This window comes from Blastomonas sp. AAP25 (assembly GCF_001295965.1).
Classification (GTDB): domain Bacteria; phylum Pseudomonadota; class Alphaproteobacteria; order Sphingomonadales; family Sphingomonadaceae; genus Blastomonas; species Blastomonas fulva.
In genome coordinates, this window is sequence record NZ_LJHP01000005.1 from 541,558 (window position 1) to 567,786 (window position 26,229).

The 26,229-nt window shown below is 65.6% G+C and carries 17 protein-coding genes; 9 read left to right on the plus strand and 8 right to left on the minus strand.

Translation table 11 applies throughout. From position 1 onward, the window contains the following. Positions 1-4: 4 nt before the first annotated feature. From IP68_RS07320 to IP68_RS07340, 5 genes are all read right to left on the minus strand, one after another. Positions 5-766, minus strand: coding sequence for a 16S rRNA (uracil(1498)-N(3))-methyltransferase (locus tag IP68_RS07320; RefSeq protein WP_054134272.1), 762 nt, complete (start codon positions 764-766; stop codon positions 5-7). 33 nt (positions 767-799) lie between these two features. Continuing rightward, positions 800-4,738, minus strand: a complete 3,939-nt coding sequence (locus tag IP68_RS07325; RefSeq protein WP_054134273.1) for a CHAT domain-containing protein — start codon at positions 4,736-4,738, stop codon at positions 800-802. 511 nt (positions 4,739-5,249) lie between these two features. Next, positions 5,250-5,471 carry a hypothetical protein gene (locus IP68_RS07330; protein ID WP_054134274.1) on the minus strand — a complete coding sequence of 74 codons (222 nt, stop codon included), beginning with the start codon at positions 5,469-5,471 and terminating at the stop codon, positions 5,250-5,252. A gap of 241 nt (positions 5,472-5,712) precedes the next feature. Further along, entirely contained in the window at positions 5,713-7,386 is a 1,674-nt protein-coding gene (locus IP68_RS07335) for an amidohydrolase (RefSeq protein WP_054134275.1), read from the minus strand. Continuing rightward, positions 7,383-8,267, minus strand: coding sequence for an NAD(P)-dependent oxidoreductase (locus IP68_RS07340; protein WP_054134276.1), 885 nt, complete (start codon positions 8,265-8,267; stop codon positions 7,383-7,385). The genes IP68_RS07335 and IP68_RS07340 overlap by 4 nt, the downstream gene beginning before the upstream one ends. 59 nt (positions 8,268-8,326) lie before the next feature. Between IP68_RS07340 and IP68_RS07345 the strand changes: the two genes are divergently transcribed. The 9 genes from IP68_RS07345 (at position 8,327) to IP68_RS07385 (ending at position 21,614) form a co-directional block, all read left to right on the plus strand. Beyond that, complete coding sequence (locus IP68_RS07345) at positions 8,327-9,553, plus strand: threonine ammonia-lyase (protein WP_054134277.1); 1,227 nt, start codon at positions 8,327-8,329, stop codon at positions 9,551-9,553. A gap of 170 nt (positions 9,554-9,723) precedes the next feature. Then, on the plus strand, positions 9,724-10,077 hold the full coding sequence (locus IP68_RS07350; protein WP_054134278.1) for an endonuclease domain-containing protein: 354 nt from the start codon (positions 9,724-9,726) through the stop codon (positions 10,075-10,077). Between the two features lie 379 nt (positions 10,078-10,456). Beyond that, a complete protein-coding gene (locus tag IP68_RS07355) occupies positions 10,457-11,212 on the plus strand; it encodes an arginyltransferase (protein ID WP_054134279.1) in 756 nt (251 codons plus the stop codon). Between the two features lie 55 nt (positions 11,213-11,267). Beyond that, the gene (locus IP68_RS07360) at positions 11,268-13,547 is read left to right on the plus strand and encodes an autotransporter assembly complex family protein (protein ID WP_054134280.1); all 2,280 of its coding nucleotides are present in this window, start codon (positions 11,268-11,270) and stop codon (positions 13,545-13,547) included. Beyond that, positions 13,547-17,746: a translocation/assembly module TamB domain-containing protein gene (locus IP68_RS07365; protein ID WP_054134281.1), complete on the plus strand. Its 4,200-nt coding sequence runs from the start codon at positions 13,547-13,549 to the stop codon at positions 17,744-17,746. The genes IP68_RS07360 and IP68_RS07365 overlap by 1 nt, the downstream gene beginning before the upstream one ends. 84 nt (positions 17,747-17,830) lie before the next feature. Continuing rightward, complete coding sequence (locus tag IP68_RS07370; protein WP_231683785.1) at positions 17,831-18,748, plus strand: S9 family peptidase; 918 nt, start codon at positions 17,831-17,833, stop codon at positions 18,746-18,748. Continuing rightward, entirely contained in the window at positions 18,748-19,986 is a 1,239-nt protein-coding gene (gene kynU, locus IP68_RS07375) for a kynureninase (protein WP_054134282.1), read from the plus strand. The genes IP68_RS07370 and kynU overlap by 1 nt, the downstream gene beginning before the upstream one ends. A gap of 125 nt (positions 19,987-20,111) precedes the next feature. After that, positions 20,112-20,963 carry a universal stress protein gene (locus tag IP68_RS07380; protein ID WP_054134283.1) on the plus strand — a complete coding sequence of 284 codons (852 nt, stop codon included), beginning with the start codon at positions 20,112-20,114 and terminating at the stop codon, positions 20,961-20,963. A gap of 126 nt (positions 20,964-21,089) precedes the next feature. Beyond that, on the plus strand, positions 21,090-21,614 hold the full coding sequence (locus IP68_RS07385) for a DUF2239 family protein (RefSeq protein ID WP_054134284.1): 525 nt from the start codon (positions 21,090-21,092) through the stop codon (positions 21,612-21,614). Positions 21,615-21,639: 25 nt separating this feature from the next. Here IP68_RS07385 and IP68_RS07390 read toward each other — a convergent pair whose 3' ends face one another. From IP68_RS07390 to IP68_RS07400, 3 genes are all read right to left on the minus strand, one after another. Next, the gene (locus tag IP68_RS07390) at positions 21,640-22,686 is read right to left on the minus strand and encodes a tyrosine-protein phosphatase (RefSeq protein WP_054134285.1); all 1,047 of its coding nucleotides are present in this window, start codon (positions 22,684-22,686) and stop codon (positions 21,640-21,642) included. Positions 22,687-22,700: 14 nt separating this feature from the next. Then, complete coding sequence (locus tag IP68_RS07395; RefSeq protein ID WP_054134286.1) at positions 22,701-25,412, minus strand: TonB-dependent receptor; 2,712 nt, start codon at positions 25,410-25,412, stop codon at positions 22,701-22,703. Positions 25,413-25,560: 148 nt separating this feature from the next. After that, entirely contained in the window at positions 25,561-26,229 is a 669-nt protein-coding gene (locus IP68_RS07400) for an arylesterase (RefSeq protein ID WP_082382187.1), read from the minus strand.

Consider the following 26,229-nt stretch of genomic DNA (forward strand, 5'->3'; position numbering starts at 1 on the left):
GCTTTCAAGCGACCCAATCGCCTTGCGATGCCATCCACACAGCGGTGGCGGCGATCGCGGCAGTCTCCGCGCGCAGGATTCGCGGGCCAAGCGATACCGGAACCGCGGCCGGATGGCTGCGGATCGCGGCGTTTTCAGCGTCGGTAAAGCCGCCCTCGGGGCCGATCAGCACCGCCGCCGGGCCGGAATGGCGGGTGAGCGCCTGGCTGAACGAAACACCCCCGTCCTCGTGCAGCCGCTCATCGGCAAAGAACAGGTGACGGCCCTCGGGCCAGGACTTGAGCAGCGCATCGAGCCTGGTCAGCGGCGCGATTTCGGGCAATGCGGTGCGTTCGCATTGCTCGGCGGCCTCGATCATCGTCCCGCGCAGCCGGTCGTCCTTGACCTTGTCGACCACCGCGCGGTCGGTCAGCACCGGCACAAAGCGGGCAACGCCCAGTTCGCACGCCTTTTCGGCGAGAAAATCGAACCGTGCCTTCTTGATCGGCGCGGCGCAAAGCCAGAAATCGGGCACGGCTTCGCGGGTGCGCAACAGGCTTTCTAAGGTCAGCGTGATGTCGCGTTTGCCGCGTGCGGTGACGCGCGCCAGATATTCGCCGCTGATATCGTCGAACAGCTTGACCGGTGCGCCTTCGGCCAGCCGCATCACGTTTACCAGATAATGCGCCTGATTGCCTTCGATGCGCAAAGATGCGCCGATCGCAAGCGGCTGGTCTACGAACAGGCGCGGGGCGGAGCGCGGGGGCCAGGCGGGGGTAGCGGTCATGGCGGCGGGATTAGCCGGGCACGAAGCTTTCGTCTACCGCGCCCCGTCGCCGATGAGCGTGAACGGCGCCCAGGCATTGGGATGGGCCAGCGTGTCGCTGTCCGAATCCTGGCTGGCGTCGTTGCGGATCTCGCGCATTGCCTGCGCAAAGGCTTCGGCGCGCGAGAGAGCAGGGTTGTCGCGCGCGATTTCGATGGTGCGCACCGTCATCTTCGCCGCAACGTCATCGCGCACCGGCCAGTGCGAGGCGAGCAGGGTGCGCGCGCCGGCATAGAAGAAAGCGCGGGCGAGGCCCGACAGCCCCGGTGCGCCCTGCGATCCATCGCCCGCCGCGGTGTTGCAGGCAGACAGGATCACCCAGTCTGCATCAAGCTTGAGCGCAGCGACCTCGGACGCGGTGAGCAGCCCGTCATCGGCCTCGCTCGCCGATGCGGGCGGAGTGAAGACCAGCCCCGGCTCGGCTGCACCTTCGACCTCTCCTGCCATCAGCCCGTGCGTCGCCAGCGCCAGGATGCGCGCGTCGGAGAGCCTCGCCTTGCGGACATTGGCCTCGGTCGCCTGTGCGCCGGTCAGTACGCTGGCCGGGCTCGCGCCCAGAGCGGTGCGCATCGCCGCGAGCTCGATCGCGGTGCCTGGAAGCCGCGCCATCTGCCGGAGCGCTGCGATGTTGACCACGCCGCCGCCCGACCGCGTGGTGCCCGGCGCAAACGCCTCTGCTGCCGCCAGCCCCTGCGGCCGGGCGCGCCGGGGATCGCGGCCCTGACCCTTGACGAACACGCCGCGCCCGCCGCCGCCGCGGATCGCGACCTCGCCCTCCAGCACCGGATCGCCAAAGCCAAGGAACGGCTGGCGGGCGGCACCGCCCTTGGTCGGCGATGACGCCAGCCGGTCGCGCAGGAACTTGAGCGATTGCAGCGAGGGAATCTGGATCAGCGCATGGCTGTCTGCAAACCACCGCGTGCCGCGCAGGCCGGCGGGATCGCCGTCTGCGCCCTCGGGTTTTTGCGTCACCAGCATGCCGAAGGGCAGCGACGACAGCGCGCCTGCCGCCGCGATGAACACATGGCGCTTGCCGCTGATCGTGTCGGCCACTGGCGCGATCAGCTGCTGATACAGCGCAAAGGCGGTGCCGCGATCGAACGGATAGGCGCCTTCGCCCTGGTTGGACCATTCGGCATCCTCGATCGCATCGACCTGGATGTTGGCTCCGACATCCCACAACAGCCGCTTGACCGACGCGGCGATCGCCTCATCGTCCTGCTCGGCGCGATGCCACACCGTCGCGGTGGATGTCACCGCAAAGACATGCGTTCCGGCATCGCTGGGCACGATCAGCAGCGCCGCCTCGTCGGGCGCGAGCAGCGCCTCTGCCTCGGGCTGGGCCAGCGGTTCGGGGCGGACGAGTGCGAAATATTGCGGGAACTCCGAGCGCAGCCGCTGGTCGATCGCGGCGATGCGATCGGCCATCGCCGTGCGGCTGGCGGTCAGGTTGGCGCGAACCTCGGCGTTGCCCGGCGCGGTGTTGCCCAGCGCCTCGTTGTACTTGCGCGCGTTTTCGGACCAGGCGGTACTCAGCGTCTCGCGCTCGCGCACCAGATCGCCCAGCGCGGGATCGATGCTGTCGGCAAGCCCGCGCGCCGCCATCCGCGCGATGGCATCATTGGCGCCGCCGGCGATCGCGCCCTGCAACGCCACGAAGGCCTCGTTGCGAACGGTGGCCAGGTCCTGTTCGCGCGCCAGCCACATCGCATCGGCCGCCTTGCTGTAATAATCGACCAGATTGCTGCGCTCGCGCGTGCTCTGGGCTTCGCTGCGCAGATCGGCATCGCCCGATCCGATGCGCTGCCTGAGACCTTGGAGCAGCATTCGCGCTGGGGCCAGCCGGTCGACCCCCGCCGCGGTGTTGGCGATCCGCGCCCGGACCAGAATGGAAAGCGTGTCGAGACTGTTGGGATGAGGCAGGCCGAAGGTCGCAATCTGGCTTTGCGCGAGATCGGTGTAGATCGCATCGGCCGTGGCGAATTCGTCGCGGTTGACGTGCACCAGCGCCAGCCGCGACTGCGCGGCAAAGCGGATCGGGTGATCGCGCGGCAGCGTCTCGAACGGAAGGTCCACCACCTGGCGCAGATTGGCCTCCGCCTGTGCGCTCTTGCCGAGCAGCAGCTGGGCGATCCCCAGGTTGGTGCGCGCGATGGTCAGCAGCTGGCTCTGACCCGAGGATTGCTTAGATCCCAGCTCCAGCACCGATTCCAGGATTTGCTCGGTTGCGGCGAAATCGCGCTGCTGCAGCTTCATGTCCGCGATGTTGGCGCGGGTCTGCAGCACCGAGGCATGGTCGGGGCCCAGCACCTCGGTAAGCTCTGCCAGCGCTGCCTCGTACACCGCTTCGGCCTCCGCAAAGCGCCGCTGCTGGACCAGCAGCAGCGCCAGATTGGCCGCTGCGCCCTGCCAGGTGGGATGCCGGCGGCCATAACGCTCCAGCGCGATCGCCTGGGTCTCGAGCAGATTGGCCTCCGCCTCGACAAAGCGGCCCTGATAGATGTGGACCAGCGCCAGATTGTTGCGCAGCGCCAGAACCTCTTGGTGTTCGCTCCCGAGCAGGCCCGCCAGCACGGGCGAGGATTGTTCGTACAGCGCCTCGGCCTCGGCATAGCGGCCCAGGTTGGTGAGCAGCATCGCATGGTTGGTCGCGACATTGAGCGCATCGCGGTTGTTCTGCCCCCGGGTTTCGCGGACGGTGTCGAGCAGCGCGGCGCTGAGCGGTTCGGCCTCGCTATAGCTGCCTGCCGAAACCAGCAGCGCCACGAGCGTGCCCTGGATGACATGGCGGAAGGTGCTGGTGGGCGGATAATGCTGCCGCGCGACGCCATCTACACGCTTCATCAGCGCTATGCCTTCGCGGAACTGGCCGGTGTTGAGATAGGCGGTGGCAAGCCCGCGGGCGAGCGCGAGGCTGATATCGCTCGCCTCGCCGGGGTTGGTCAGCGATATCTCATACACCGGTTTCAGGTCCGCTTCGGCCTCGGCAAAGCGAGCCAGCGCGATCCGGATGTTACCAAGCGCCAGCGCCGACAGGAAGGTAGTGGGGTCCTCGGCGCTGCTCGCCGCGCGGGCCCGGTCCAGCGCGTCGCGCGCCAGCGGTTCTGCGGTCACATAGTCCCCGGTGCGCTCGAACGAGACCGACAGCAGCGCCAGGGATTCGGTGGTCAGCGGGTGCGTCTTGCCCAGCGCCGCCTCCAGCCGGGGCATTGCATCGCGCAGCAGGTCGCGTGCGGCGACGTACTGGCCGGTCTCGATCAGCAGGCTGGCGAGCGTCTTCTGTTCGAGCAGCGTGTCGGGATGATCGGCACCGGGCTCGGTCCGCATGCTCTCCAGCAGCGCCGCCTGCACCGGGATGGCCTCGTCGCGCCGGGCAAGCCGATACAGCAGGTCGATCAGATTGGCTGCGACATCGCGCGTAGCCGGATTGTCCATGCCCAGCTGCTCGCGCGAGCCGTCATAGGCGATGCGATAGGCGTCCACGGCCTCCTCCACCTTGCCCGCATTGAACAGCACCGCGCCCAGATTGGCGCGCGCCTTCAATGCCTCGGGATGATCGCTGCCCAGCTGCGCCTGATACAGCGCCAGCGCCTTTTGCATCAATGGCTCGGCTTCTGCGGCGCGGCGCGAGAACATGAGGTTGAGCGCATGGTCGTTGAGCGCGCGGGCATAGACGAAGCTTGCATCGCCCAAAGGCTCGGCAAGCTCCACGACCTTAGCGGAGGCCTCGGCAGCGCGGGCATAGTCGTTCGCGCCATAGGCTTCGGCATCGAGCGCGCGGTACCGCTCGATTTCCTCCATCAGCGGGTCGGCCTTTGCAGGGGCGGCGGCGGATTCGTCCGCGGGCATGTCGGTCTTCGAGGACTGTGCGTGCACCGGCGGATGAATGGCCAATAGCGCAGCCAGCGCCAGAGCGGCGATGCGCGGCGTCATGGGTTCGTACCGCTATACGACACAGGTGAGGGGAGGGCGCTTGCCAAGCAAGCCGGACCGGAAACCATGGTTTGCCCCCGCGCAGCACCGGGCACCGCAACTGCGGCTATCCCGATAGGTTGGCGCGACCCGAACGCCCCAGTTGTGCGCACGAACGGCCCGCGATGCAAGGGGCATCGGCGGGACCAGCGAACTGCAGGATGTTGGAGGCTGGGGTATAAGCCCGGGCGCGATGAGAAGGGGGGAGGATCGCGCGCCCGGGCTCATGTTTGTGAGGACGACATTTGGAGGGGGGCTTGGTCTGTCGTCCTGAATGGAAAACCAAGATCGCCAATTTTGGTTCCAACAAAAAACATGCGCGAGATTATTTTTTTTGATGCGCCTGTTTGCCGGAGGGATGGGGTAGCAGCGAGGCGATAGGCACGCGCGCGCCGGGCACAAAAAAACGGGGCCCGAAGACCCCGTTTTCCTGATTCATTGGATCAGTGCGATCCAACCAGTCTGATCGAAATCAGGGGCTGGTCGGGGTGTCGCTGTCCTGATCGGCAGCGATCACGATACCACCGATCACGGCTGCAGCAGCCACGATACCGATGATGATGCCGGTGCCGCCAGCAGCTTCGCTATCCTCAGTCGAGGTAGCCGAAACGCGCTGTGCGCCAGCCTGTGCCAGTACCGGCGTCGCGGCGATGGCAAGTGCAGCAAGAGTAGCTGCAGCAATACGATTCTTCATTATAGCCTCCGTCACGTCTTTAGTTTGGTTCCCTAACCCATTGAGAGAACAGGGATTGCAACCCGTTTCGAAAAGAGTGTTTTACGAGCTCTTCCCGACGCTCAATGCCCAACTAGGGCGAAAGTTCCCGCCATGCAAGGTGGAATCCATGCTCGGTCCGCCGCAAAAAGGCTTTTATGGCAAGCTGTTGCACGCGCGCAACGAATGCTTTCCGGATGGTTAATGCTGCGCAAAAAGCCGTTCACTTCTTGCCGCGCGCTTCGAAGCGGCGGACACCACCGATCCAGGTTTCGACGACCTTGGCATTGCGCAGTTCGCTCGGGCTGCTGAGCAGCGGGTCGACATCGAGCAGGATGAAGTCCGCGCGCATGCCCGGCTGCAGTGTGCCGAAGCGGTCCTCGGCAAATCCGGCATAAGCGCCGCCGCGGGTGAACGCATCGATCGCCTGTACCCGTCCGAGCCGTTCCTGCGGCTGCCATCCGCCGAACGGCTGGCCGTCGGCGCCCTCGCGGGTGATCGCGGCTGCGAGCCCGGCAAAGGGGTCGGGCGATTCCACCGGGGTGTCCGATCCGAAGGCAAGCGGGACCTTGGCATCGACCAAAGACTTCCACGCATAGGCACCGGCCAGCCGGGCAGGGCCCAGCCGCGCCTCGGCCATCGTCCGATCGGATATCTGGTGCACCGGCTGCATCGAGGCGATGATACCGTTCTTGGCAAAGCGCGGAATATCGACCGGATCAATGATCTGCGCATGTTCAATCCGCCAGCGCCGGTCGCCCTTGTAGTCCTTGGCGAGCTCCTCGATCGCGGACAGCGCCTGTGCGTTGGCACCATCGCCGATGGCATGCGCTGCGACCTGGAAGTCGTCCATTGCCGCGCGGCTCATCATGTTGAGCAGCTGGGTGTCGTTGACGAAAGCGAGGCCGCGCTCGCCGGGCTTGTCGGCATAATCGGCCTTGAGCAGCGCGCCGCGCGATCCCAGCGCGCCGTCGAGATACAGCTTCACCCCGTTGAGCCGCAGCCGGTCATCGTACAGCCAGGGCGTCGGGCGCGGGCCGCCGATCGCGACCATCGCGTCGATCCCGGCCGCATATGCCATGATCCGGACATACAGCCGCCGCTCGTCACCCGCGCGGCGATAGGCCTGCCAGTCGTCGATGGTGGTGCCCATGTCCGCGATGCCGGTGATGCCCAGCGCCAGCAGATGGTCCTGCGCCGCGATCAGCGCCGCATCGCGATCGACCGCGCGCGGCGGTGGTACCGATTTGGAAACAAGGCTCTCGGCGGCATCGACGAACACGCCCGCAGGCTTGCCACCGATCCGCTCGACGCGGCCTCCCGGCGGATCCTTGACGTCGGGCTTGACGCCCGCTGTCCTCATCGCGGCGCTGTTGGCCCAGCCGGCATGACCATCGACCCGCTCGAGCCACACAGGGCGGTCGGGCACGACGGTGTCGAGGTCGGCCGCGGTGGGGAAGCGGCCAAGGCCCCATTTTTCCTGGTTCCAGCCGCGTCCGATGATCCATGGGCGCGACGGGTTCTCGTCGGCATAGGCCTTGATCAGCCCCAGCGCCTCTTCAAGCGAGCGCGTGCCCGACAGGTCGAGCGTCAGCAGCGAAAAGCCCAGCCCCATGACATGGCCGTGCGCATCGATGATGCCCGGCATCAAAGTGCGGCCTTCGCCGTCGAGCTTGTAGTCGAGCTTTTCGGGGCGCTTGTCGCGGCGCTCGAGCAGGGCCTTCACCTTGCCGTCATCGTCGATGACCAGCCCGGTAAAGTTGACCACCTTGCCCTTGGCGTCGAGCGTCATGCCGTTGACGTTTTCGATCAGCCCATCGGCAAGCGCAGGAACAGAGGCACTGGCGAGCAATGCGGCGGCGAGCCCGAGGACGCGCGGAAGGGTCCGGGCGATCACTTGCGCGGCAGCCTGCGAACGAGGGCGCTGGTATCCTGACGCCCGGCGCCGAGATGCTGGGCTTCGGCGAAGAACTGGTCGAGCAGCGCCGCCACCGGCAGCGACGCGCCGTTGTTGCGCGCCTCGTCGAGCGCGAGGCCAAGGTCCTTGCGCATCCAGTCGATGGCAAAGCCGAAATCGAAGCTGTCTTCCGACATCGTCTTCCAGCGGTTGTCCATCTGCCAGCTTTGCGCCGCGCCGCCCGAAATAGCGGAGAAGACCTTGTCGAGATCGAGCCGGCTCGCCTGCGCAAAGCGCATCGCCTCGCTCAATCCGCCCAGCACGCCGGCAATGCAGATCTGGTTGACCATCTTGGTGGTCTGGCCGTCGCCGGGGCCGCCGACATGGACGATGCGGGTGGCATAGCTCTTGATGATCGGCCGTGCGGCATCGACCGCGTCCTTCTTGCCGCCGCACATGATCGCCAGCGTGCCGTTTTCGGCGCCCGCCTGCCCGCCGGTGACCGGACCATCGACGCACAGGATGCCTTTGGCGCGGCCCTCTACCGAAATCTGCCGGGCGATGGTGGCCGATACCGTGGTGTGATCGATGAACACCGCGCCCTTGGGCAGCGTGTTGAACGCGCCCTGGCGGCCCATGATCACCTGCGCTAGGTCATCGTCATTGCCGACACAGGTGATGACCGCGTCCATGCCCTCGGCAGCCTCTGCCGGGGTTGCCGAGATCCGCACCTTGCCAGCCAGATGCGGATTGGCCTCGAGCCAGCCTTGCACCTTGGCCGGGCTGCGATTGTACAGCGCCAGAGAGTGTCCATTGTTGCCCAGATGGCGGGCCATGGGGCCGCCCATCACACCGATGCCGATAAATGCTATATTTGCCATGGCGGTGCCTTAACGGATGTTTTCAATCCGCGCCATATCGGTTAGGTGCCGCAGCCGACATGACCAGCCCCACCGCCCAGCTCACCCTCGAGACCATCCGCGCCGCGCACCAGCGGATCGCCGGATCGATCGTCCGTACCCCCACGCTTGTCAGCAGGACCTTGTCGGCGATTACCGGGGCGACGGTCTATCTCAAGTTCGAGAACCTGCAGTTCACCGCGGCGTACAAGGAACGCGGCGCGCTCAATTTCCTCTCCCAGATGACCGAAGAGGCCAAGGCCAAGGGCGTGATCGCGGCCTCTGCCGGCAACCACGCGCAGGGTCTGGCCTGGCACGGCACCCGACTGGGCGTTCCGGTCACCATCGTGATGCCCAAGACCACGCCCACCATCAAGGTGCAGCAGACCGAGGCGAACGGCGGCAAGGTCATCCTGTTCGGCGAGAAATACGACGACGCCTATGCGCACGCCCGCGAGCTCGAGGTGACCGAGGGGCTGACCTTCGTCCATCCGTTCGACGATCCGGTGATCGCGGCGGGGCAGGGAACGGTCGCGATCGAGATGCTCGAGGATGCGCCCGAGATCGATCATTTCGTCATCCCGATTGGCGGCGGCGGGCTGTTCTCCGGAATGGGCACCGCAGCGCGCGCGCTCAAGCCGGGCATCAAGCTCACCGGCGTGCAGGCGCAGCTCTATCCCAGCATGTACAACACGGTGAAGGGCACCAATTACCCTTGCGAGGGCGACACGCTCGCCGAAGGCATCGCGGTCAAGCAGCCCGGCGATTTCACGCGCGAGATCGTCCGTGCGCTCGCCGACGACATCGTGCTGGTGACAGAGCCCCAATTGGAAACCGCGGTCAGCCTGTTGCTGCAGATCGAAAAGACTGTGGCCGAAGGCGCAGGCGCCGCGGGGCTGGCCGCTTTGCTCGCCGAGCCCGAGCGCTTTGCCGGGCAGACCGTCGGCGTCGTCTTGTGCGGCGGCAACATCGACACGCGGCTGCTCGCCAACGTGCTGCTGCGTGATCTGGCGCGATCGGGCCGCCTCGCCCGCCTGCGCATCGCGTTGCAGGACCGCCCAGGCGCGCTATTCAAGGTGATGCGCCAGTTCGACGCGCACCAGGTCAATATCATCGAGATCTACCACCAGCGCGTCTTCACCAACCTCCCCGCCAAGGGCCTGATCACCGACATCGAATGCGAAGCGCGCGATCGCGGCCAGCTCGAAGCGCTGATCACTTCGCTGAAGGCCAGCGGCTATGATGTGGGTCTGGTCGAGGTGGCTTGAGGAGGCGTCTTTTGCGTTCTGGACAAGCCCACCCCGGTCCAGCAAGCTGGGCCCGCCCCTTCCGCAAGCGGTAGGGGAGAGGGGAAGCGCCAATCTTCTCCCCTCCCGCTTGCGGGAGGGGTGGGCGAAGGCCGGGGTGGGCCTGAAAAGTGTCGGAGGTCATTGTCACGATGCCTAGTTTCACTCCCCGCAACACCTTGCGAGCCCGCAGTCTCCGGCACGAAGCCATGCTGTTGGAGAAGCGGCTGTGGCTCTACCTAAATAAACGGCAGCGGCTGGGCTTCAAGTTTTCCCGCCAGATCCCGATCGGTCCATATTTCAGCGATTTCGTGTGCCGGGACGCAAAGCTGGTGATTGAGGTGGACGGTGACTCGCATGACTTAACCGGGGCGTATGACGAACGTCGCGAAGCGTTTCTTCGGAACCAAGGCTACCGGGTTCTGCGATTTCTTAACGAGGACGTCCGCGATCATCTTGATGGCGTGTTGCAGGAGCTCGACGCGGCCTTGGGCGAGAGGCTCTGAATTTCAGGCCCACCCCGGATCAGCAAGCTGATCCTGCCCCTCCCGCAAGCGGTAGGGGAGAGGGTTGGCGCAAGCTCTCTCCCCTACCGCTTGCGGGAGCGGTGGCCGAAGGCCGGGGTGGGCCTGAAATAATGCAGAAAATGATCGTCGCAATGCTGCTCCGGCGAGCGAAAAGGCCGAAGCACACCCCCAAGGATTCAGCATGAATCCTTTCTTTATCCACAGCGCAGCGCAGTCTGCCGCCAAATTGACTCGACTTGGCGTGGCTTAACCATGAAAGTTGGTTAACCGGCTTGGCGGTGCCCCGGGTTATCGATCATACCGGGCTCGGGTCACTTTCCCGTACGACAGGCAACCAGAAACAAGGATCGTTCCACACGTGAGCGCACCGGCACGCTTCCCCCGATTCTTCGTCACCAACCCCGGTCCGTGCCCCTATCTGCCGGGCAAGAGCGAGCGCAAGGTGTTCACCGAGCTCAACGGCCCGCATGCCGACGAGCTCAACGATGCGCTGAGCCGCATCGGCTTTCGCCGCAGTCAGAACGTCGCCTATCGCCCCAGCTGTCTCGATTGCCGCGCTTGCGTTTCGGTGCGGGTGGTGGCGGAAAAGTTCGTGCCCAGCCCCGGCCAGCGCAAGCTGCTCAAGCGCAATCGCGATCTCATCGTCTCCGCCTGTCGTCCCTGGTCGACGCAGGAGCAGTACGATCTGCTGCGCCGCTATCTCAAGGCGCGCCACCCCGGCGGCGGCATGTCCGAGATGGATGACATGGACTATGCCGACATGGTCGAGCATTCGCCCGTGCGCAGCTATGTCATCGAATATCGCGAGCCCAACCCCGATGGCAGCGCGGGCAAGCTCGTCGGCGCGTGCCTCACCGATCAGCAGGGCGATGGGCTGTCGATGATCTACAGCTTCTACGAACCCGAGCATCCGACCCGGCGCGGGCTTGGCAACTACATCATCATGGATCACATCCAGCGCGCGGCGCGGGCGCGGTTGCCCTATGTGTATCTGGGCTATTGGGTAAAATCTTCGCCGCGCATGCAGTACAAGATCAAATATCAGCCGCTTGAGCTGCTTGGTCCCGATGGCTGGCATCCCTTCGACCTTGAACGCGACGCGGGCGAGGTCTAGACGTTTCGGGCGGCCTCGGGATCAAGCCCGTACGCGTTGAAAGCAATTAGGGTTGATGAGTCTGGCTGATCGCGCTTGCCTGGCAACGGCCTGGACACTGGCTTTGCTGGCCGCCGGCACCGCGATGCCGCAATCCGCGCGCGCACAGGCCGCAGCCGCCGACCCCGCCGCCGTCGCTGCGGAAGCCGCCGCGCCCGATCTGCCAGCCCCGCCGCCGCAGCTCGATGACCCGCTGGGGATCGATCCGCTCGCGCCGCTGGACCAGCTTCCCGGCATGGAGGTCGAATGGCCCGATGGCGGCGATGTGCCGCCCTGGCCGGGCGAATTTGCGGTGGAAGACACGCTGCCTTCAGAAACCCAGGCCGCCGATGCATCCGACAGCGCCAATCCCGACAGCGTCGCGACCGGTGCCGACGATGTCCGCGATGGCCTTGTGGCATCGGCGCTGCCGGCTGCAGAAGACTTGGCAGATGCCCCAGGCGATGGCGCGGATTCTGCCGCCGACCGCCGCGCCGAGCGCCAGGCAGAGCGCGAGCAGCGCCGCGCAGAACGGCAGGCGCTGCGCGAGATCGACGATGGCGATGTGCGCTATCAGGTGGTGGTCAACTTCGTGCCGTCCGAGGATCTGAAGGCGCTCGACCAGGGTGCGTTCACCAGCCGTTTCCGCGCGCTCTCGACGCTCGAACGGCTGGCGGACGACGACGCCAACCTGGCGCAAGTCAATCGGCGCGCGCGCGACGACCGCGATCTGCTCGACACCATGCTCCATGTCTATGGCTTTTACGATGCCGATGTCCGCAATTCGGTCGCGCGGATCGAGGGGCAGGAGAGGGTCGCGCTGACCTTCGATATCACCGCAGGGCCGCTCTATACGCTGAGCGCGATCGATCTGGCGGGGCTCGATGCTGTTGGCGTCGATGTGCCCGCGATGCGCGCAGCCTTCGGCATGAAGGTGGGGGACCCCGCCAATTCCGACACCATCGTCGCAGGACGGCTGGCGCTGCTGACCGGGTTGCTCGAAACGGGCTTTCCCTTTGCCGAAACCGGCGAGCCCGATCTGCTGGTCGACCACGACCAGCGCAGCGGCGCGCTGACCCTGGCGGTCAAGCCCGGCGGGCAATATCGCTTTGGCGGCATCGTCACCGACGATGATGACCTGTTCGGATCACGCCATCTTCAGCGGATCGCGCGCTTCGACCGCGGCGATATCTTCCAGGCCTCCGATGTCGACGATCTGCGCCGCGCGATCCTGGCAACCGGGCTCATCTCTACGATCACGCTGACCCCCGTAGCCGCGACCCCGCCTGCCGGGACCGAGCCCGGCACCGTCGACATCGCGGTCGATACCGTGGCAGCGCCGCTGCGTACCATTGCGGGTGCGGTCGGCTATGGCACGGGGGAAGGCTATCGCGCCGAGGTCAGCTGGGAGCATCGCAACTTCTTCCCGCCCGAAGGCCTGGTGCGCGCCCGCGCGGTGGGCGGCACGCAGGAACAGCTGATCAACCTGGTCTATCGCCGCAACAACTTCATGACCCGCGACCGCGTGCTGACCGCGCAGGTGCTGGCGAGCAACATCAACCGCGATGCCTTCGAGGCGCGCACCTTCCTCGTCTCGGCCTCGCTCGAACGGCAGACCAACCTGATCTTCCAGAAGAAATGGACCTGGTCAGTGGGGGGCGAGCTGGTGCTGACCGATGAACGCGATGGCCGCTCGCGCATCGTCGGCGGCAGCCGCCGGACTTTCTTCATCGCCGCGCTGCCGACATCCTTGACCTATGACGGCAGCGACGATCTGCTCGATCCGGGCAAGGGTTTCCGGCTAGGCGGGCGCGTGTCGCCCGAATATTCGCTGCAATCGGGCAGCCAGGGCTATGTGCGGATTCAGCTCGACGGCAGCTATTACCAGCCGGTGTCGGACAGGATCGTGATGGCGGGCCGGGTGCGGCTGGGCAGCACCTTTGGAGCCGACCGTTTCGACATCGCGCCCTCGCGGCGCTTCTATGCGGGCGGCGGCGGATCGGTGCGCGGCTTTGGCTTCCAGCGGATCGGCCCGCGCGATGGCAATGACGATCCCATCGGGGGCAACGGCCTTGCCGAGTTCTCGCTCGAGGCGCGGGTGCGGTTCGGCGATTTCGGCGTGGTGCCGTTCTTCGATGCGGGCAATGTCTACGCCAACAGCGTCCCCGATTTCAGCGGGCTGCGCTATGGGGCGGGCATCGGCGTGCGCTATTACAGCAGCTTCGGTCCGCTGCGCATAGATGTCGCAACGCCGCTCAACCGCCAGACGGGCGACAGCCGGATCGGCGTCTATATCTCGCTGGGGCAGGCGTTCTGATGGCAGAGGAGCCGATCACCCCGCCCGACGCCGTGGATGCGCCCACACCGCGCAGGCCGGTGCGCTGGGTGCGCGGGCTTTTGCTCACCGTGCTTGGGCTGGCGGTCGCGATCGGGGCGCTGGTGCTCGCGCTCGATACCGGGCCGGGGCGCCGATTCATTGCGGAGCAGCTGGCGGGCTATCAGCTCAAGTCCGGGCTCAAGCTGCGCGTCGCGCGGATCGATGGGTCGATCTATGGCAAGGCGGTGCTGCGCGGGGTCGAGGTGTACGATACCAAACGCGTGTTCCTTACCGCCTCGACCGTCGATCTCGACTGGCGGCCGCTGCGCTTCCTCGCCAACCGGCTGGACATCCGCGATCTCGTCATCCGGCGCGGCGAACTGCGCAGCCTGCCCGTGCTCAACCCCGGCGATCCCGACGATCCGCTGCTGCCGGCATTCGATATCCGCATCGATCGGCTGCGCGCCGATGGCTTTGTCATCCGGCAAGGCATCGCCGGTGCGCGCCGGGTCGGAAACATCGCGGGCAAGGTCGATATCCGCTCGGGCCGGGTGCTGGTCGATGCGCGTGCGGCGCTGACCGACGGCACCGACCGGCTGGCGGTCACTCTCGATGCAATGCCCGACCAGAACCGGCTGATGATCGATGCCGATGTCACCGCGCCAGCCAACGGCGCGATCGCTGCGATCGCCGGGATGAACCAGGATATGACCGCCTCCATCAAGGGCCGCGGCGACTGGGATTTCTGGCAGGGCAAGCTCGCTTCAACATTGGGCCCCGGCGAACTCGCCGCGATCGACATCAACCAGCGCGAGGGCAATGTGCGGATGACAGGCTATGTCCGTCCCGCGCCGCTGATCGGCACGCAGATGGCACGCGCGCTGGGTCCGGCGGTGGGCCTGTCGGCGAATGGCACGCTCGATGCCCGGGTGCTTTCGGGCACGCTGGCGCTCGCGGCGCAGGCTGGCACGCTCAACGCCGAAGGGGCGATCGATCTGGGCGAAAACCGCTTCGACGGGCTCGAACTCGTGGCGCTGCTGACACGGCCGCAGCTGCTCGCTCCCGGGCTGGAGGCGCGCAACCTGCGCGGCGCGATCACGCTTGACGGTGCGTTCACCGATCTTGCTGCGCCCTATCGGCTGACCGCCGACCGGCTGGCGCTGGCGGGGCTCAGCGCTGATACGGTGCGCGCGGAAGGGACGCTGACCCGCACGGGCAGCGACTTCACCATTCCGGTCAAGGTCAGCGCTGCGCGCGTCGTCACCGGAAATGCCTATGGCGACAGGCTTGCCAGCGGGCTGGCTGGCGAAGGTGTCGTGCGGATGCGTGACGGGCAACTCAGCAGCGATCCGATCCGGCTCGCCAGCCGCGCCTTCACCGCTCTGGTCCAGCTTTCGGGCAGCGCTCAGCGCGGGCGCTATCTGGCGGTCGCCGATGTCCGGCTGCCCGCTTTCGGGGTCGAGAATGTCGGCGATGCCGATATCGATGCCAATGTCCGCCTCGCCTTTGGCGGCGGTGCGGGCTGGGACATGCTGGGCGATGTTCGCGTGCTGATGCGCCGTGTGGTCAACGAGACGGTAGTGACGCTGATCGGCCCTGCTCCGCGCTTTGCAGCCAAGTTCAGCTACGGCGCGGGCCAGCCCCTCGTGCTGCGTGATGCCAGCCTTGCGGCAGAGAAGCTCGCGCTGCAGGGCGGCGGACGGGTAGAAAGCGATGGCCGCATCGTGCTGCGCGCCAGCGGACGTCACCGCGATTACGGCCCGCTCGATTTCAGCGCGGATTCGATCCGGGGAGACACCCGCGCGGTGCTTACGCTCGACGAGCCGCTGCCGGCGCTGGGGGTGCGCGAACTGCGGCTCGCGCTGGGCACCGTGCCCGATGGCTTTTCGGTCGATGTGACCGGCCAGTCGACGCTGGGTCCGCTCGAAGGCGCAACGCGGATCTACGCGCGCGAGGCCGGGCGCACCCTGATCGAGATCGAGCGTTTCACCGTGTCGCAGGCGCTGTTTGCGGGGGATATCTTCGCGACCCGCGCCGGGATCGGGGGTACGCTCACCGTGTCCGGGGGAGGTATCACCGGCAATGTCACGCTCGATCCGCGCGCGCAGGGGCAGGGAGTCAAGGCGCTGCTCGATCTCGCCAATGCACGGTTCGACGGCGATGTGCCGATCACCATCAACCGGGGTTCGGTCGAGATCGACGCGCTGATCGCCGAGGGCCGTAACACGGTCACCGGTTCGATCCGTGCGCAGGGCATCGGACGCGGTCCGCTGTTCATCGGGCGGCTGGCGGCGAATGCCAATCTGGTGAACGGCGAAGGCAAGGTCACTGCCTCGATGACGGGCAAGCGCGGCAGCAACTTCGATCTGCAGACGAGCGTTCAAGTAGCCCGCGATGCCCTGGTGATCGCGGGCAACGGCCAATATGGCAACCGGCGGCTGCGTCTGATGCGCCCGGCGCGGCTAAGCAAGCTCGACGATGGCGGCTGGCGGCTGGCACCGGCGGTGCTGCGCGTCGGACGCGGACGGATCGGCGCGCAGGGCCGCATAGGCGGCGGGCTGACCGATGTCACCGCGCAGTTCAACACGGTGCCGATGGCGCTGTTCGATGTCGCGGTTCGCGAGCTCGGCTTCGGCGGCAATGCCTCGGGCACGCTCAATTATCGCCAAGCCGAAGGCGGAGTGCCGACCGGCAAGGCCAGCCTCAAGCTCGACAACATCACCCGCACCGGACTGATCGCCAATTCGCGCCCGGTCGATATCTCGGCCAATCTGGCGCTGACCGCCGATGCCCTCGCGATGCGCGCGGTGATTGCCGAGCAGGACAAGACCGTGGGCCGCGCGCAGGCGCGGATCAGCGGCTTGCCCGCCGGGTTCGATCTGTTCGGGCGGCTGCAGCGCGGCACGCTTGCGGGGCAATTGCGCTTCAACGGCCCGGCAGATTCGCTGTGGCGGCTGCTGGGGATCGAGGCGTTCGATGTCACCGGCCAGGTCGGCGTGGCTGCCGACCTTGCGGGCAGCCTGCTCGATCCGCGGATAAACGGCGTGCTTGCGACGCGCACCGCGCGGCTGGAAAGCGGCGTCGCTGGCACGGTGATCACCGACATCGCCTCGCGCGGGCAGTTCAACGGGTCGCGGCTGACCTTCTCCAGCTTCAGCGGCAAGGCGGGGCCTAACGGCACGATATCGGGATCGGGCTATGTCGATTATGGCGGGCTGTTCGCCTCGCCCTCGCAGGGCGTTGCAGTCGAGATGCGGGCCAATGCGAAGAACGCGCAATTGGTAAACCGCGATGATTTCGGCGCGACCGTCACCGGGCCGCTCACCATCTCGTCGAGCGGCACATCGGGAACGCTTGGCGGCGATGTCGTGCTCAACCGCGGCCGCTTCCGCCTCGGCCAGTTCAACGCGGCGCAGGCGCTGCCAGTGATCAACGTGCGCGAGATCAACCGCCGCGCCGACGAGGCACCGCGCCGCCAGCGCCCCGCGATCTGGCGCTACGATGTCAAGGCACGCGCGACCAACCAGTTCACCGTCACCGGGCTCGGGCTCAACAGCGAATGGGGCGCCAATGTCACGCTCACCGGAACGATCGATGCGCCGCGGATCACCGGCCAGGCCGATCTGGTGCGCGGCGAATATGAGTTTGCCGGGCGCGAGTTTGATCTGGTGCGCGGGCGGATAAATTTCCGCGGCGAAACCCCGCCCAATCCCTCGCTCGACATCGCAGCCTCGGCCAATCTCACCGATCTCAACGCCACGATCAACGTCCGCGGCACGGGTCTGGCGCCGGAGATCAGCTTCACCAGCACGCCCGCGCTGCCCGAGGACGAACTGCTCGCGCGGCTGCTGTTCGGGTCGTCGATCACCGATATCTCCGCGCCGGAAGCGGTGCAGCTGGCCGCAGCCCTGGCCTCGCTGCGCGGTGGCGGCGGGCTCGACCCGATCAACGCGCTGCGCGGGGCGATCGGGCTCGACCGGCTGCGCATCGTCGAGGGCAACCAGACGCTGGGGCAGGGCACCAGCATCGCGGCGGGCAAGTACATCACCCGCAACACCTATGTCGAGATCGTCACCGATGGGCGCGGCTATTCGGCGACGCAGGTGGAGTTCCAGATCACGCGCTGGCTGTCCTTGCTGTCGTCGATCTCGACTATCGGTCGCCAAAGCGCCAATGTGCGGATATCGAAGGATTATTGAGGCGGGCATTGCCCAGCCGACCACCTCGGCTCGGCCTGAGCGGGCATGGGTGCCAGGCAGAACAACGACCGGAGAGGAAGCGGTGTGCAGACGATCAAATGGGGGGCTATCGCGCTGGCGCTGGTGCTGCTCGGCATCAGGCTCGCCGATGGCACGTCGGTGGCGGCCATGCTGACCGGAGCGGGCGAAGACAAGCCGATCATGCAATGGCCCGATCTGCTCGACCAGCCGCGTCCGGCGGCCGACCGCACGCTCACTTATGGCGCCGACCCGCTACAGCTGGTCGATGTCTGGCTGCCCAAGGACAAAGGGCCGCATCCTGTCGTGGTGATGATCCACGGCGGCTGCTGGCAGACCGAAATCGCAACCCGCGACATCATGAACTACATCGCCGATGACCTGCGCAGGGAGGGCATCGCGGTGTGGAACATCGAATATCGCGGGATCGACCGGGGCGGCGGCTATCCCGGCACCTATCAGGATGTCGGCGCGGCGGCGGATCTGCTCGCCGGCCAGGCCAAGGCGCTGAACCTCGACCTTACGAACACGGTCGCCATCGGCCATTCGGCGGGCGGCCATCTGGCGCTGTGGCTGGCGGCGCGTCAGGCGCTGCCTGCGAACGAACCGCTGCGTGGGAGCACGCCGCTGCGCATCGACGCGGCAATCAGCCAGGCGGGGATCGCCGATCTGCGCGCCGCGATGAAGCGCGAGGGCCATGCCTGCGGCACCGATGCTCCGACGAAGATGGCGGGCGATGCGTTCGCGCTGACCTCGCCGCCGGAAATGCCGGTGAGCAAGGCTCGGCAGATCCAGTTTCACACCGACAAGGACCGTATCGCGCCGCCCGAGTACGCGCAAAGCTATGCTGCCGACATGGCAAAGCGCGGCGTGGAGGTGGAAACGCAGATCCATGGGCCCGAAGGCCATGTCGAACTGATCGCGCCGAGCAGCCGCAGCTGGGCTGCGCAAAAGGCGCGGATCAAGCAACTGTTGGGACAATGATGAGCACTGAATACCCCTCGCTTTCCGAAGCCCAGGCCCGTGATGCCGCCGACCCGTTGCGGGCGTGGCGCGACCGGTTCACGCTGCCGCAAGGCGTGATGTATCTCGACGGCAATTCGCTGGGCGCGTTGCCCAAGTCGACGGCGGCCCTGATGCGCGATGCCACCGAACGCCAATGGGGCGAGGGGCTGATCCGCAGCTGGAACGATGCCGACTGGATCGGCGCGCCGCGCCGCATCGGCGACAAGATCGCCCAGCTGATCCGCGCCGCCCCCGGTGAGGTGGTGGTGTGCGATTCGGTGACGGTGAACCTCTACAAGCTGATGCTCGCACTGCTCGCCTCGCACCCCGGACAGGGCAGGACGATCCTCACCGAAAGCGGCAATTTCCCGACCGATCTGCATGTCGCGGCAGGGGTCGCAAGGCAGCATGGGTTGAGCCTGGACGCAGTGCCGCGCGAGCAGATCGCCGATCGCATCGGGCCAGACACCGCGCTGATCGTGCTGACCCATGTCCATTACAAGACCGGCGAGCGCTTCGACATGGCGGGCGTGCAGGCGCTGGCCGATGCGCACAATGTGCCGCTGATCTGGGATTTGTCGCACTCGGTCGGTGCGGTTCCACTCGACATGGGCGGCGATGCCGCGCGCTTTGCGGTGGGCTGCGGCTACAAGTATCTCAATGGCGGCCCGGGCGCGCCGGGGTTCTTGTACGTCGCGGGCGAGGCGCTGGAGTTTCTGGGTTCACCGATCCAGGGCTGGATGGGGCACGCCGAGCCCTTCGCGATGACCGATGGCTACACGCCTGCGCCCGGCATCGAACGGTTCCTTGCCGGAACGCCGCCGATGCTGTCGCTGCTCGCGCTGGAAGGCGGGGTCGATCTGATGGTCGAGGCCGATGACGCGGCGCTGTGGCACAAGTCGCAGGCGCTGTTCGATTTCCTTGCGCAGCTGATGGCCGCGCGCTGCCCCGATCTGGCGCCGATCACGCCGCCGCGCGCGGATCTGCGCGGCAGCCATGCGAGCTTTTCCCATCCTCATGCCTGGCCGATCAACCGCGCGCTGATCGAGGCGGGCGTGATCGGCGATTTTCGCACCCCCGATGTGCTGCGGCTTGGGCTGACCCCGCTCTATCTGGGCTTTGCCGACATCTGGCATGCGGTTGACCGGCTGGCCGCGATCATGGACGATGGCCGCTGGCAGCGCAGCGAATACATGGCCAAAACCAAGGTAACCTGAGGCAAGCTGAAACCATCACGCGAACCTGAACGTTGTACAACAGGCGGGCCATGACGCCGCAACGACGCATGGCCCATAGTCGCAGGGCTGGCCGATAACGGCAAAGCACCTAACGGGAGAGAGACATGAAGCGCCTTCTGGCTTGTCTGGATGTATCGCATTATTCGCAGACCGTGTGTGAGCACGCTGCCTGGGCTGCCCAGCGGCTCGGTGCCACGGTGGAGCTGCTCCATGTCATCCAGCGCAACGCCACCGAGGAGGTCCGCCAGGAGCTGGGCGACACCATGGACCTGGCCAGCAAGCCAGGTCTGCTCGACGAAATCCTCTCGCTGAAGGTGGCCGAGGGCCAACTGGCCGAGCGCCAGGGGGAGCTGCTGCTGCAGGCGGCGATCGAGCAGTTGCGGGCGCTGGGCATTTCTGAGGTCGAGACCACGCAGCGCGAAGGCGGGATCGTCGAGACGATCATTGAGCGCGAGGTGTTCAGCGACATCGTGATCATCGGCAAGCGCGGCGCGCAGGCCAATTTCGCCAAGGGTCATCTGGGCAGCAAGGTGGAACGGGTGGTGCGTCAGAGCCAGAAGCCGGTGCTGGTCGCGACCCGCGTCTTTAAGCAGCCGCAGCGCATCGCCATCGCCTTTGACGGCGGCCCATCAAGCCGCAAGGCGCTCGAATACGTCTCCACCTCGCCGCTGTTTGGCGGGCTGGATATCGATATCGTGCTGGTCGGCGGATATACAGACAGGAACGCGGCGCATATCGACTGGGCCCAGACCCAGTTCACCGGGCGCACCGGGGTCAAGGCGATCCAGCGCGAGGGCGCGCCCGATGGCGTGCTGCAGCAGCTGGCAAGAGAGCGCGCGATCGATATGTTCGTGATGGGCGCCTATGGCCACAGCCCTCTTCGCAACATGCTGGTGGGCAGCACCACGACGCAGATGATCCGGTCGGGCCAGATGTCGGTGCTGCTGTTCAGGTGAGGCGGTCCGCCTGCCATTGCGGATCAGCCGGCCACCCAAGGCAGGCATCGGTAATTTTACCCGGATAGTATTGACTCGAGTTTTATCCGGATATAATAGGCTGTGAATCCCAGGGAGATTTACGGCATGTCTGGTTATACGGCTTTTCTTGGCGGCAAGGCGATTGCTGCAGGCGACCGCGACGAAGTGGCGAGGGCTGTCCGCGACAGCCTTCACCTCCAAGACGGCGCGGTGATGGTGTTTGAAGATGAGACCGGTCGGATCACGGATCTCGATTACCGGTCCGTCACGGCGCAGGGCGCCGGTCGACCCAAGCTTGGCGTCAAAGCGCGCGAAGTAACGCTTCTGCCGCGTCATTGGGAATGGTTGTCACAGCAGCCAGGCGGTGCCTCCGCGGCGCTCAGACGCCTGGTGGAGGAAGCACGCGGCAAGGGGCAGACAGAGCGCCAGCGCCGCGATGCCGCCTATCGTTTCATGCAGGCCGCGTGTGGCGACATGCCGGGTTACGAGGAGGCATTGCGTGCCCTGTATGCGGGGCGAGAGGATGATCTCACGGCCATACTTCAGCAATGGCCCCAGGACATCGCGCGCTACGCCGCAACGTTGCTCGGACATGCCCCGAATGCACCCAGGGCAGAGCCTGTCGCCTAGCCGTCAGCGCCTCGGTTTCGCCCGGCTATTCCAGATACAGCGACCGCAGCCGGGCAACATCCACCGCGGTGATCCCCAGCGTCGCGAGGTAGCCCTCGACCCCGCCATAATCGCGGTCGATCACCTCGAAGAACTGCGCCAGGTGCGATTTGCCCGAGGCGGAGTAGAGCGGCTCGGCCTTGACCCCGCCGGGCTTCTTGGCGGCGGCAGCGTAATACTGGACGATCGGGTTGGTCGGGTGATCGGCAGGATCGATCGGCGGCATCTCGTTCTGCGGGCGGCGCAGCTGGGTCGAAAGGTGATAGTCCGCCAGGATCGTCTCGCGGTCGACGCCCAGCGCGCTGAGGATCAGCGCCGAGGCGATGCCGGTGCGGTCCTGCCCGGCGGAGCAATGGTACATCACCGCGCCGTCATCGGCGAGCAGCCGCTTGAACAAAGATCGGTACTGGGGGGCGAGAAGCTTTTCCATGCCGGTGTAGACATATTCGCCCTTCATGCTGCCCATGTTGGCCATCAGCGGCTTGAGCGAATAGTCGTTCGAGACGAACAGCGCGCCGGTGCGATCGTCGAGTAGCGTGCCTGCGACCTCGCGCTCCTCGAGCGAGCGCAGATCGACGATGGTGCCGAGGTTCAACCCGCCGAGCAGCGTGTAGTCCTCGTCGGTGAGCAGCGGCAGCGCGCCCGAACGGAACACCTTGCCCCAGCGCACCGTCTTGCCGCCTGCGCCCTTGTACCCGCCCAGATCACGGAAGTTCGATCCTTTGGCCAGCGGCAGCTCGCGCTCCGCCGCCAGCGTCAGCGAGCCATCGCCGCCATCGCGCAGCACGACGAACTGGCGCTTGTTCGCAGGCATGGCGACCACCGCTTCCCGCTTGCGGCTGGCCTTGACCACCGGAATGGCCGCACCCGCCGCCACCGGCGTGTCGGTGACGATGATGTCGACGGCATCGCTGTCGTTCCAGCTGACCTTGACGCGTTCGGCATCGATGCGGCTGACCATCACGGTATCGACCGCGAGGGCAGGGGCGGTACCGGTCAGCAGGACCAGCGCGAGGGAGGCTTTGAAGCGCATCGAATGATCTCCTGTCAGAAGCCGAAGCGAATGCCGGCGAGGTAGCGGCGGCCGATCTGTTCGACCTCGGTCGGGCGGGCGCGTGTGCCCAGGAACGCGGTATACTTTGCATCGGTCAGGTTGTTGAGATCCGCAAACACGCTGATGTTGGGCGTGATGTCATAGCGGATCGCGACATCGACATTGGTATAGCCGCCGCGGAACTCGTCCCCGGTCGCCACCCCGCCGCCGGTACCGATCGACAGCGTTTCCAGATAATCGGATCGCCACTGATAGCTGGCGCGCACCGATAGTCCGTATTTCTCGTAATACAGCGAGGCATTGACGACGGTGTCCGATGTGCCGGGAAAGCCGATATTCTGGCGTGCGTCTGTATCGAAGCTGCCTTCGATCAGCGTAAGATTGCCCTGAAAGCCGAAGCCGTCGAGCGGCGAGGGCAGGAAGGTGAACTGTTGCTGATAGTTGAACTCCACGCCATAAAGTTCGCCGGAATTCCCGTTGAAGCTGGAGGTTAGCAGATAGCCAGACCGGTCGATGCCGCTGGTGTTGAACTCGTTGGTGCCCACCGCGCTCTCGCTTGAGAACAGCACATTCTCCACCCAGCGGTGATATGCCGATACCGACAGGATGCCCTGGCCAGGGATGTAATATTCAATGCTGGCATCGACCCCCCAGGTGTATTCGGGCTTCAGATTGGGGTTGCCGCCGGCAATCGAGCCAGGCAACGTCGTATCGTTGATCGCAGAACCGACGCGGATTTCGCCAAAACTGGGTCGCGCGATGCCGCGCTGGCCCGACACGCGGAACACCATATTGTCGGTCACGTCAAAGCGTGCGTTCACGCTCGGGAAGATATCGGTGTATTCTTGAGGCACCGAGCGCGGCAGAAAGACCGCCACGGAGCCCGGAATTCTCGGGTTGGCGGGGATCAGCGCCTGGCCTTGATTGCTCAGTTTGAAATGCTCGACGCGGGCACCAGCGACAATCTGACCGCTGCCAAACACGAACTTGGCCATCCCATAGCCGGTCAGCGTCTTCTCGTTCAGCGCGAAGCGGTTTGCGGCAGGCACATTGTTGGCCGGATTGAAGCGGCCCTGCGATTGCAGCGTCGCGAAGATGTTATCGAGATCGGCGCGCATCCGGGTGTTGTCGACATAGTTGAACGTCAGTCCGAGCGGGAAGCCGGTATCCCATGGCGTGTTGGTGATATAGCTCGCCGGATTGAAGCTGAGCCCGGTGCCGGCCAGCGCGGCAGGCGACAACGAAAGCGCGTTTGAGGTCGAAAAGAGGAAGCCGTTGATGTCGCGGTCGGCATACAGAAAGCCGCCGGTCAACGTCACATCGCCCAGTTCCTTCGCCACATCCAGCTTCACCGTAAAGCTGTCGGTGAACACGTCCTGCACGATGGGGATCAGCAAGGCACCCGATGCATTCGTGTTGACGATCGTGGTCTGGTCGAAATTGGCCAGCGCCGGGCCGCGCACGAAACTGCCTGCCGTCGCACCTGGAACCGTCTGGAACAGCCGGACGATCGGGAAATTCGGGCGGCTGAAATCATAGTTGACCGAGGGCGAGGTGGCCGTCGCGGTGCTGGCCTGGACCAAGGGCAGGAAGGTGGTGTTTTCGGTGCGGGTGTAGTTCGCCGCAAAGTTCACCTTCCAGCCGTTTTCCTCGTAATCGCCGCCGATGGTGTTGATGAAGTTGCGGGTGCGGTAGTTGCCTAGGTTGAACGAGGCGCGCACCGGCACACGAACTAGATCACCGCCCGAAAGATTGCGCGTGCCCGAGAGCGCGCGGTCGAGGCGGATCTCGTACTGATCGCGCTGCTCGTCATCCTTGAACTCGGTGTAGATGGTCTTGGCGTAAATCCGCTGACCCTCGGCCGGCGAATATTCCAGACCCGCAAACAGGCCATTGTTCTCTCGCACCAGACGATATTGACGGATATCGATCTCGGTCGGGCCGAACTGGGTGGCGGCGTTGGCTCTGGGGTCGCTCGGATTGTCATACAGCCCGACCTCGCGGTTGTCCGTCACCTGCTCGCGGCGGTAATGCGATGCGCCCGCCACAATGCCGAAGGTGCCGTCGGAGTACGACACGCGCAACGAACCCTGGCGCTGGTCGCCATCGCCCAGTTCCATCAAGCCATAGCCGACATCGCCCTGCACATGGAAACCGGTCTTGCCCGCCAGCGGCGAGAAGGTGCGCAGGTCGATATTGGCGACGATCGCCTCTGCCTGGAGATTGGGGGTGAGCGACTTGTTGATCGCCAGCGCGCTCAGGATCACTGCGGGGACCGCATCGAAGCGATAGGCGCGGGTGAGGCCGCCTTCGTCGGCGCCGATCATCGGAATCCCGTCGATGCTAACCGAGGTCCAGCGGTTGGGCGCGCCGCGCACCTGGATATAGCGTTCCTGGCCCTGATCGCGCTGCACCGCGACGGCGGGCAGCCGCGAGAGCGCGGCCGCGCTGTTCTGGTCGGGGAAACGGCCGACCGAGTCCGCTGCCGAGATGTCGATCAGATTGTCGGCGTTGCGCTTCTGCGCGATCGATTCGCCCTGCGCTGTGATGATCGCACCTTGGACGATGATCTCGCCCTCGGTTTCTGCCTCATCGCCAGCCTGCGCGGTTTGCGCCATGACAGGCATGGCGGTCGCCGCTGCTGCCATGGCAAGGACGGAGATCGAACAGCGCAGCAGCGCACCGGAACGTGTGGCAAGAATCATGACGCAACCCCCTCGTTGTCAATTCGAGGGGGCAGCTAGTTGCCGGGCATGACTCCATGGCGGCGTTCAGATGACCGAATCTGCTGGGATACGCGCAAAACTGTCGTCATTTTGAACTCATTCCGTCACACCCGTGACACGAACAAAATCAGTCTTTGAGCTCCGCCGCGACCATGTCGCTGATTTGATTGACAACCCTGGCGATACCCTGCGGATTGGGATGAATGCCGTCGGGGAGCATAAGCTTGGGATCGGTGATCACCCCGTCGAGGAAAAACGGATACAGCTCGGCATCATATTGCTGTGCGAGCGTGCTGAAGATCGGGTTGAACTGCCCTGCATAGTCCTGGCCCAGATTGGGCGCGGCGATCATGCCGGTCATCACCACATCAATATCGCGCTTCTGCAGTTCCTTGAGCATCGCATCCAGGTTGCTTCGCGTCTGGTCGGGGCTGATGCCGCGCAGCATGTCGTTGCCGCCCAGCCCCAGGATCACGAGATCGGGCTTGCGCGGCAGGCCATCGAGCGCGAACGCCAGCCGCTGCAATCCCGCCGCCGTGGTGTCGCCCGAGACGCCGGCATTGCGGACCGAGACCTTCAGGCCCTTGGCGGACAAGGCCTTTTCGAGCTGCGCGGGGAAGCTTTCGTCCTGCTTGACGCCATATCCGGCATACAGGCTGTCGCCGAATGCCATCACCAGCCTGGTGTCCGCGGCAAGCGCCGCAGGGGTGGCAGGTGCCTCGGCGCTTTCGACAGGCGGCGGTGCGGCTTCGTCCGACGACGCAGAACATGCCGCAGTGCAATAGACAAGCGCCAA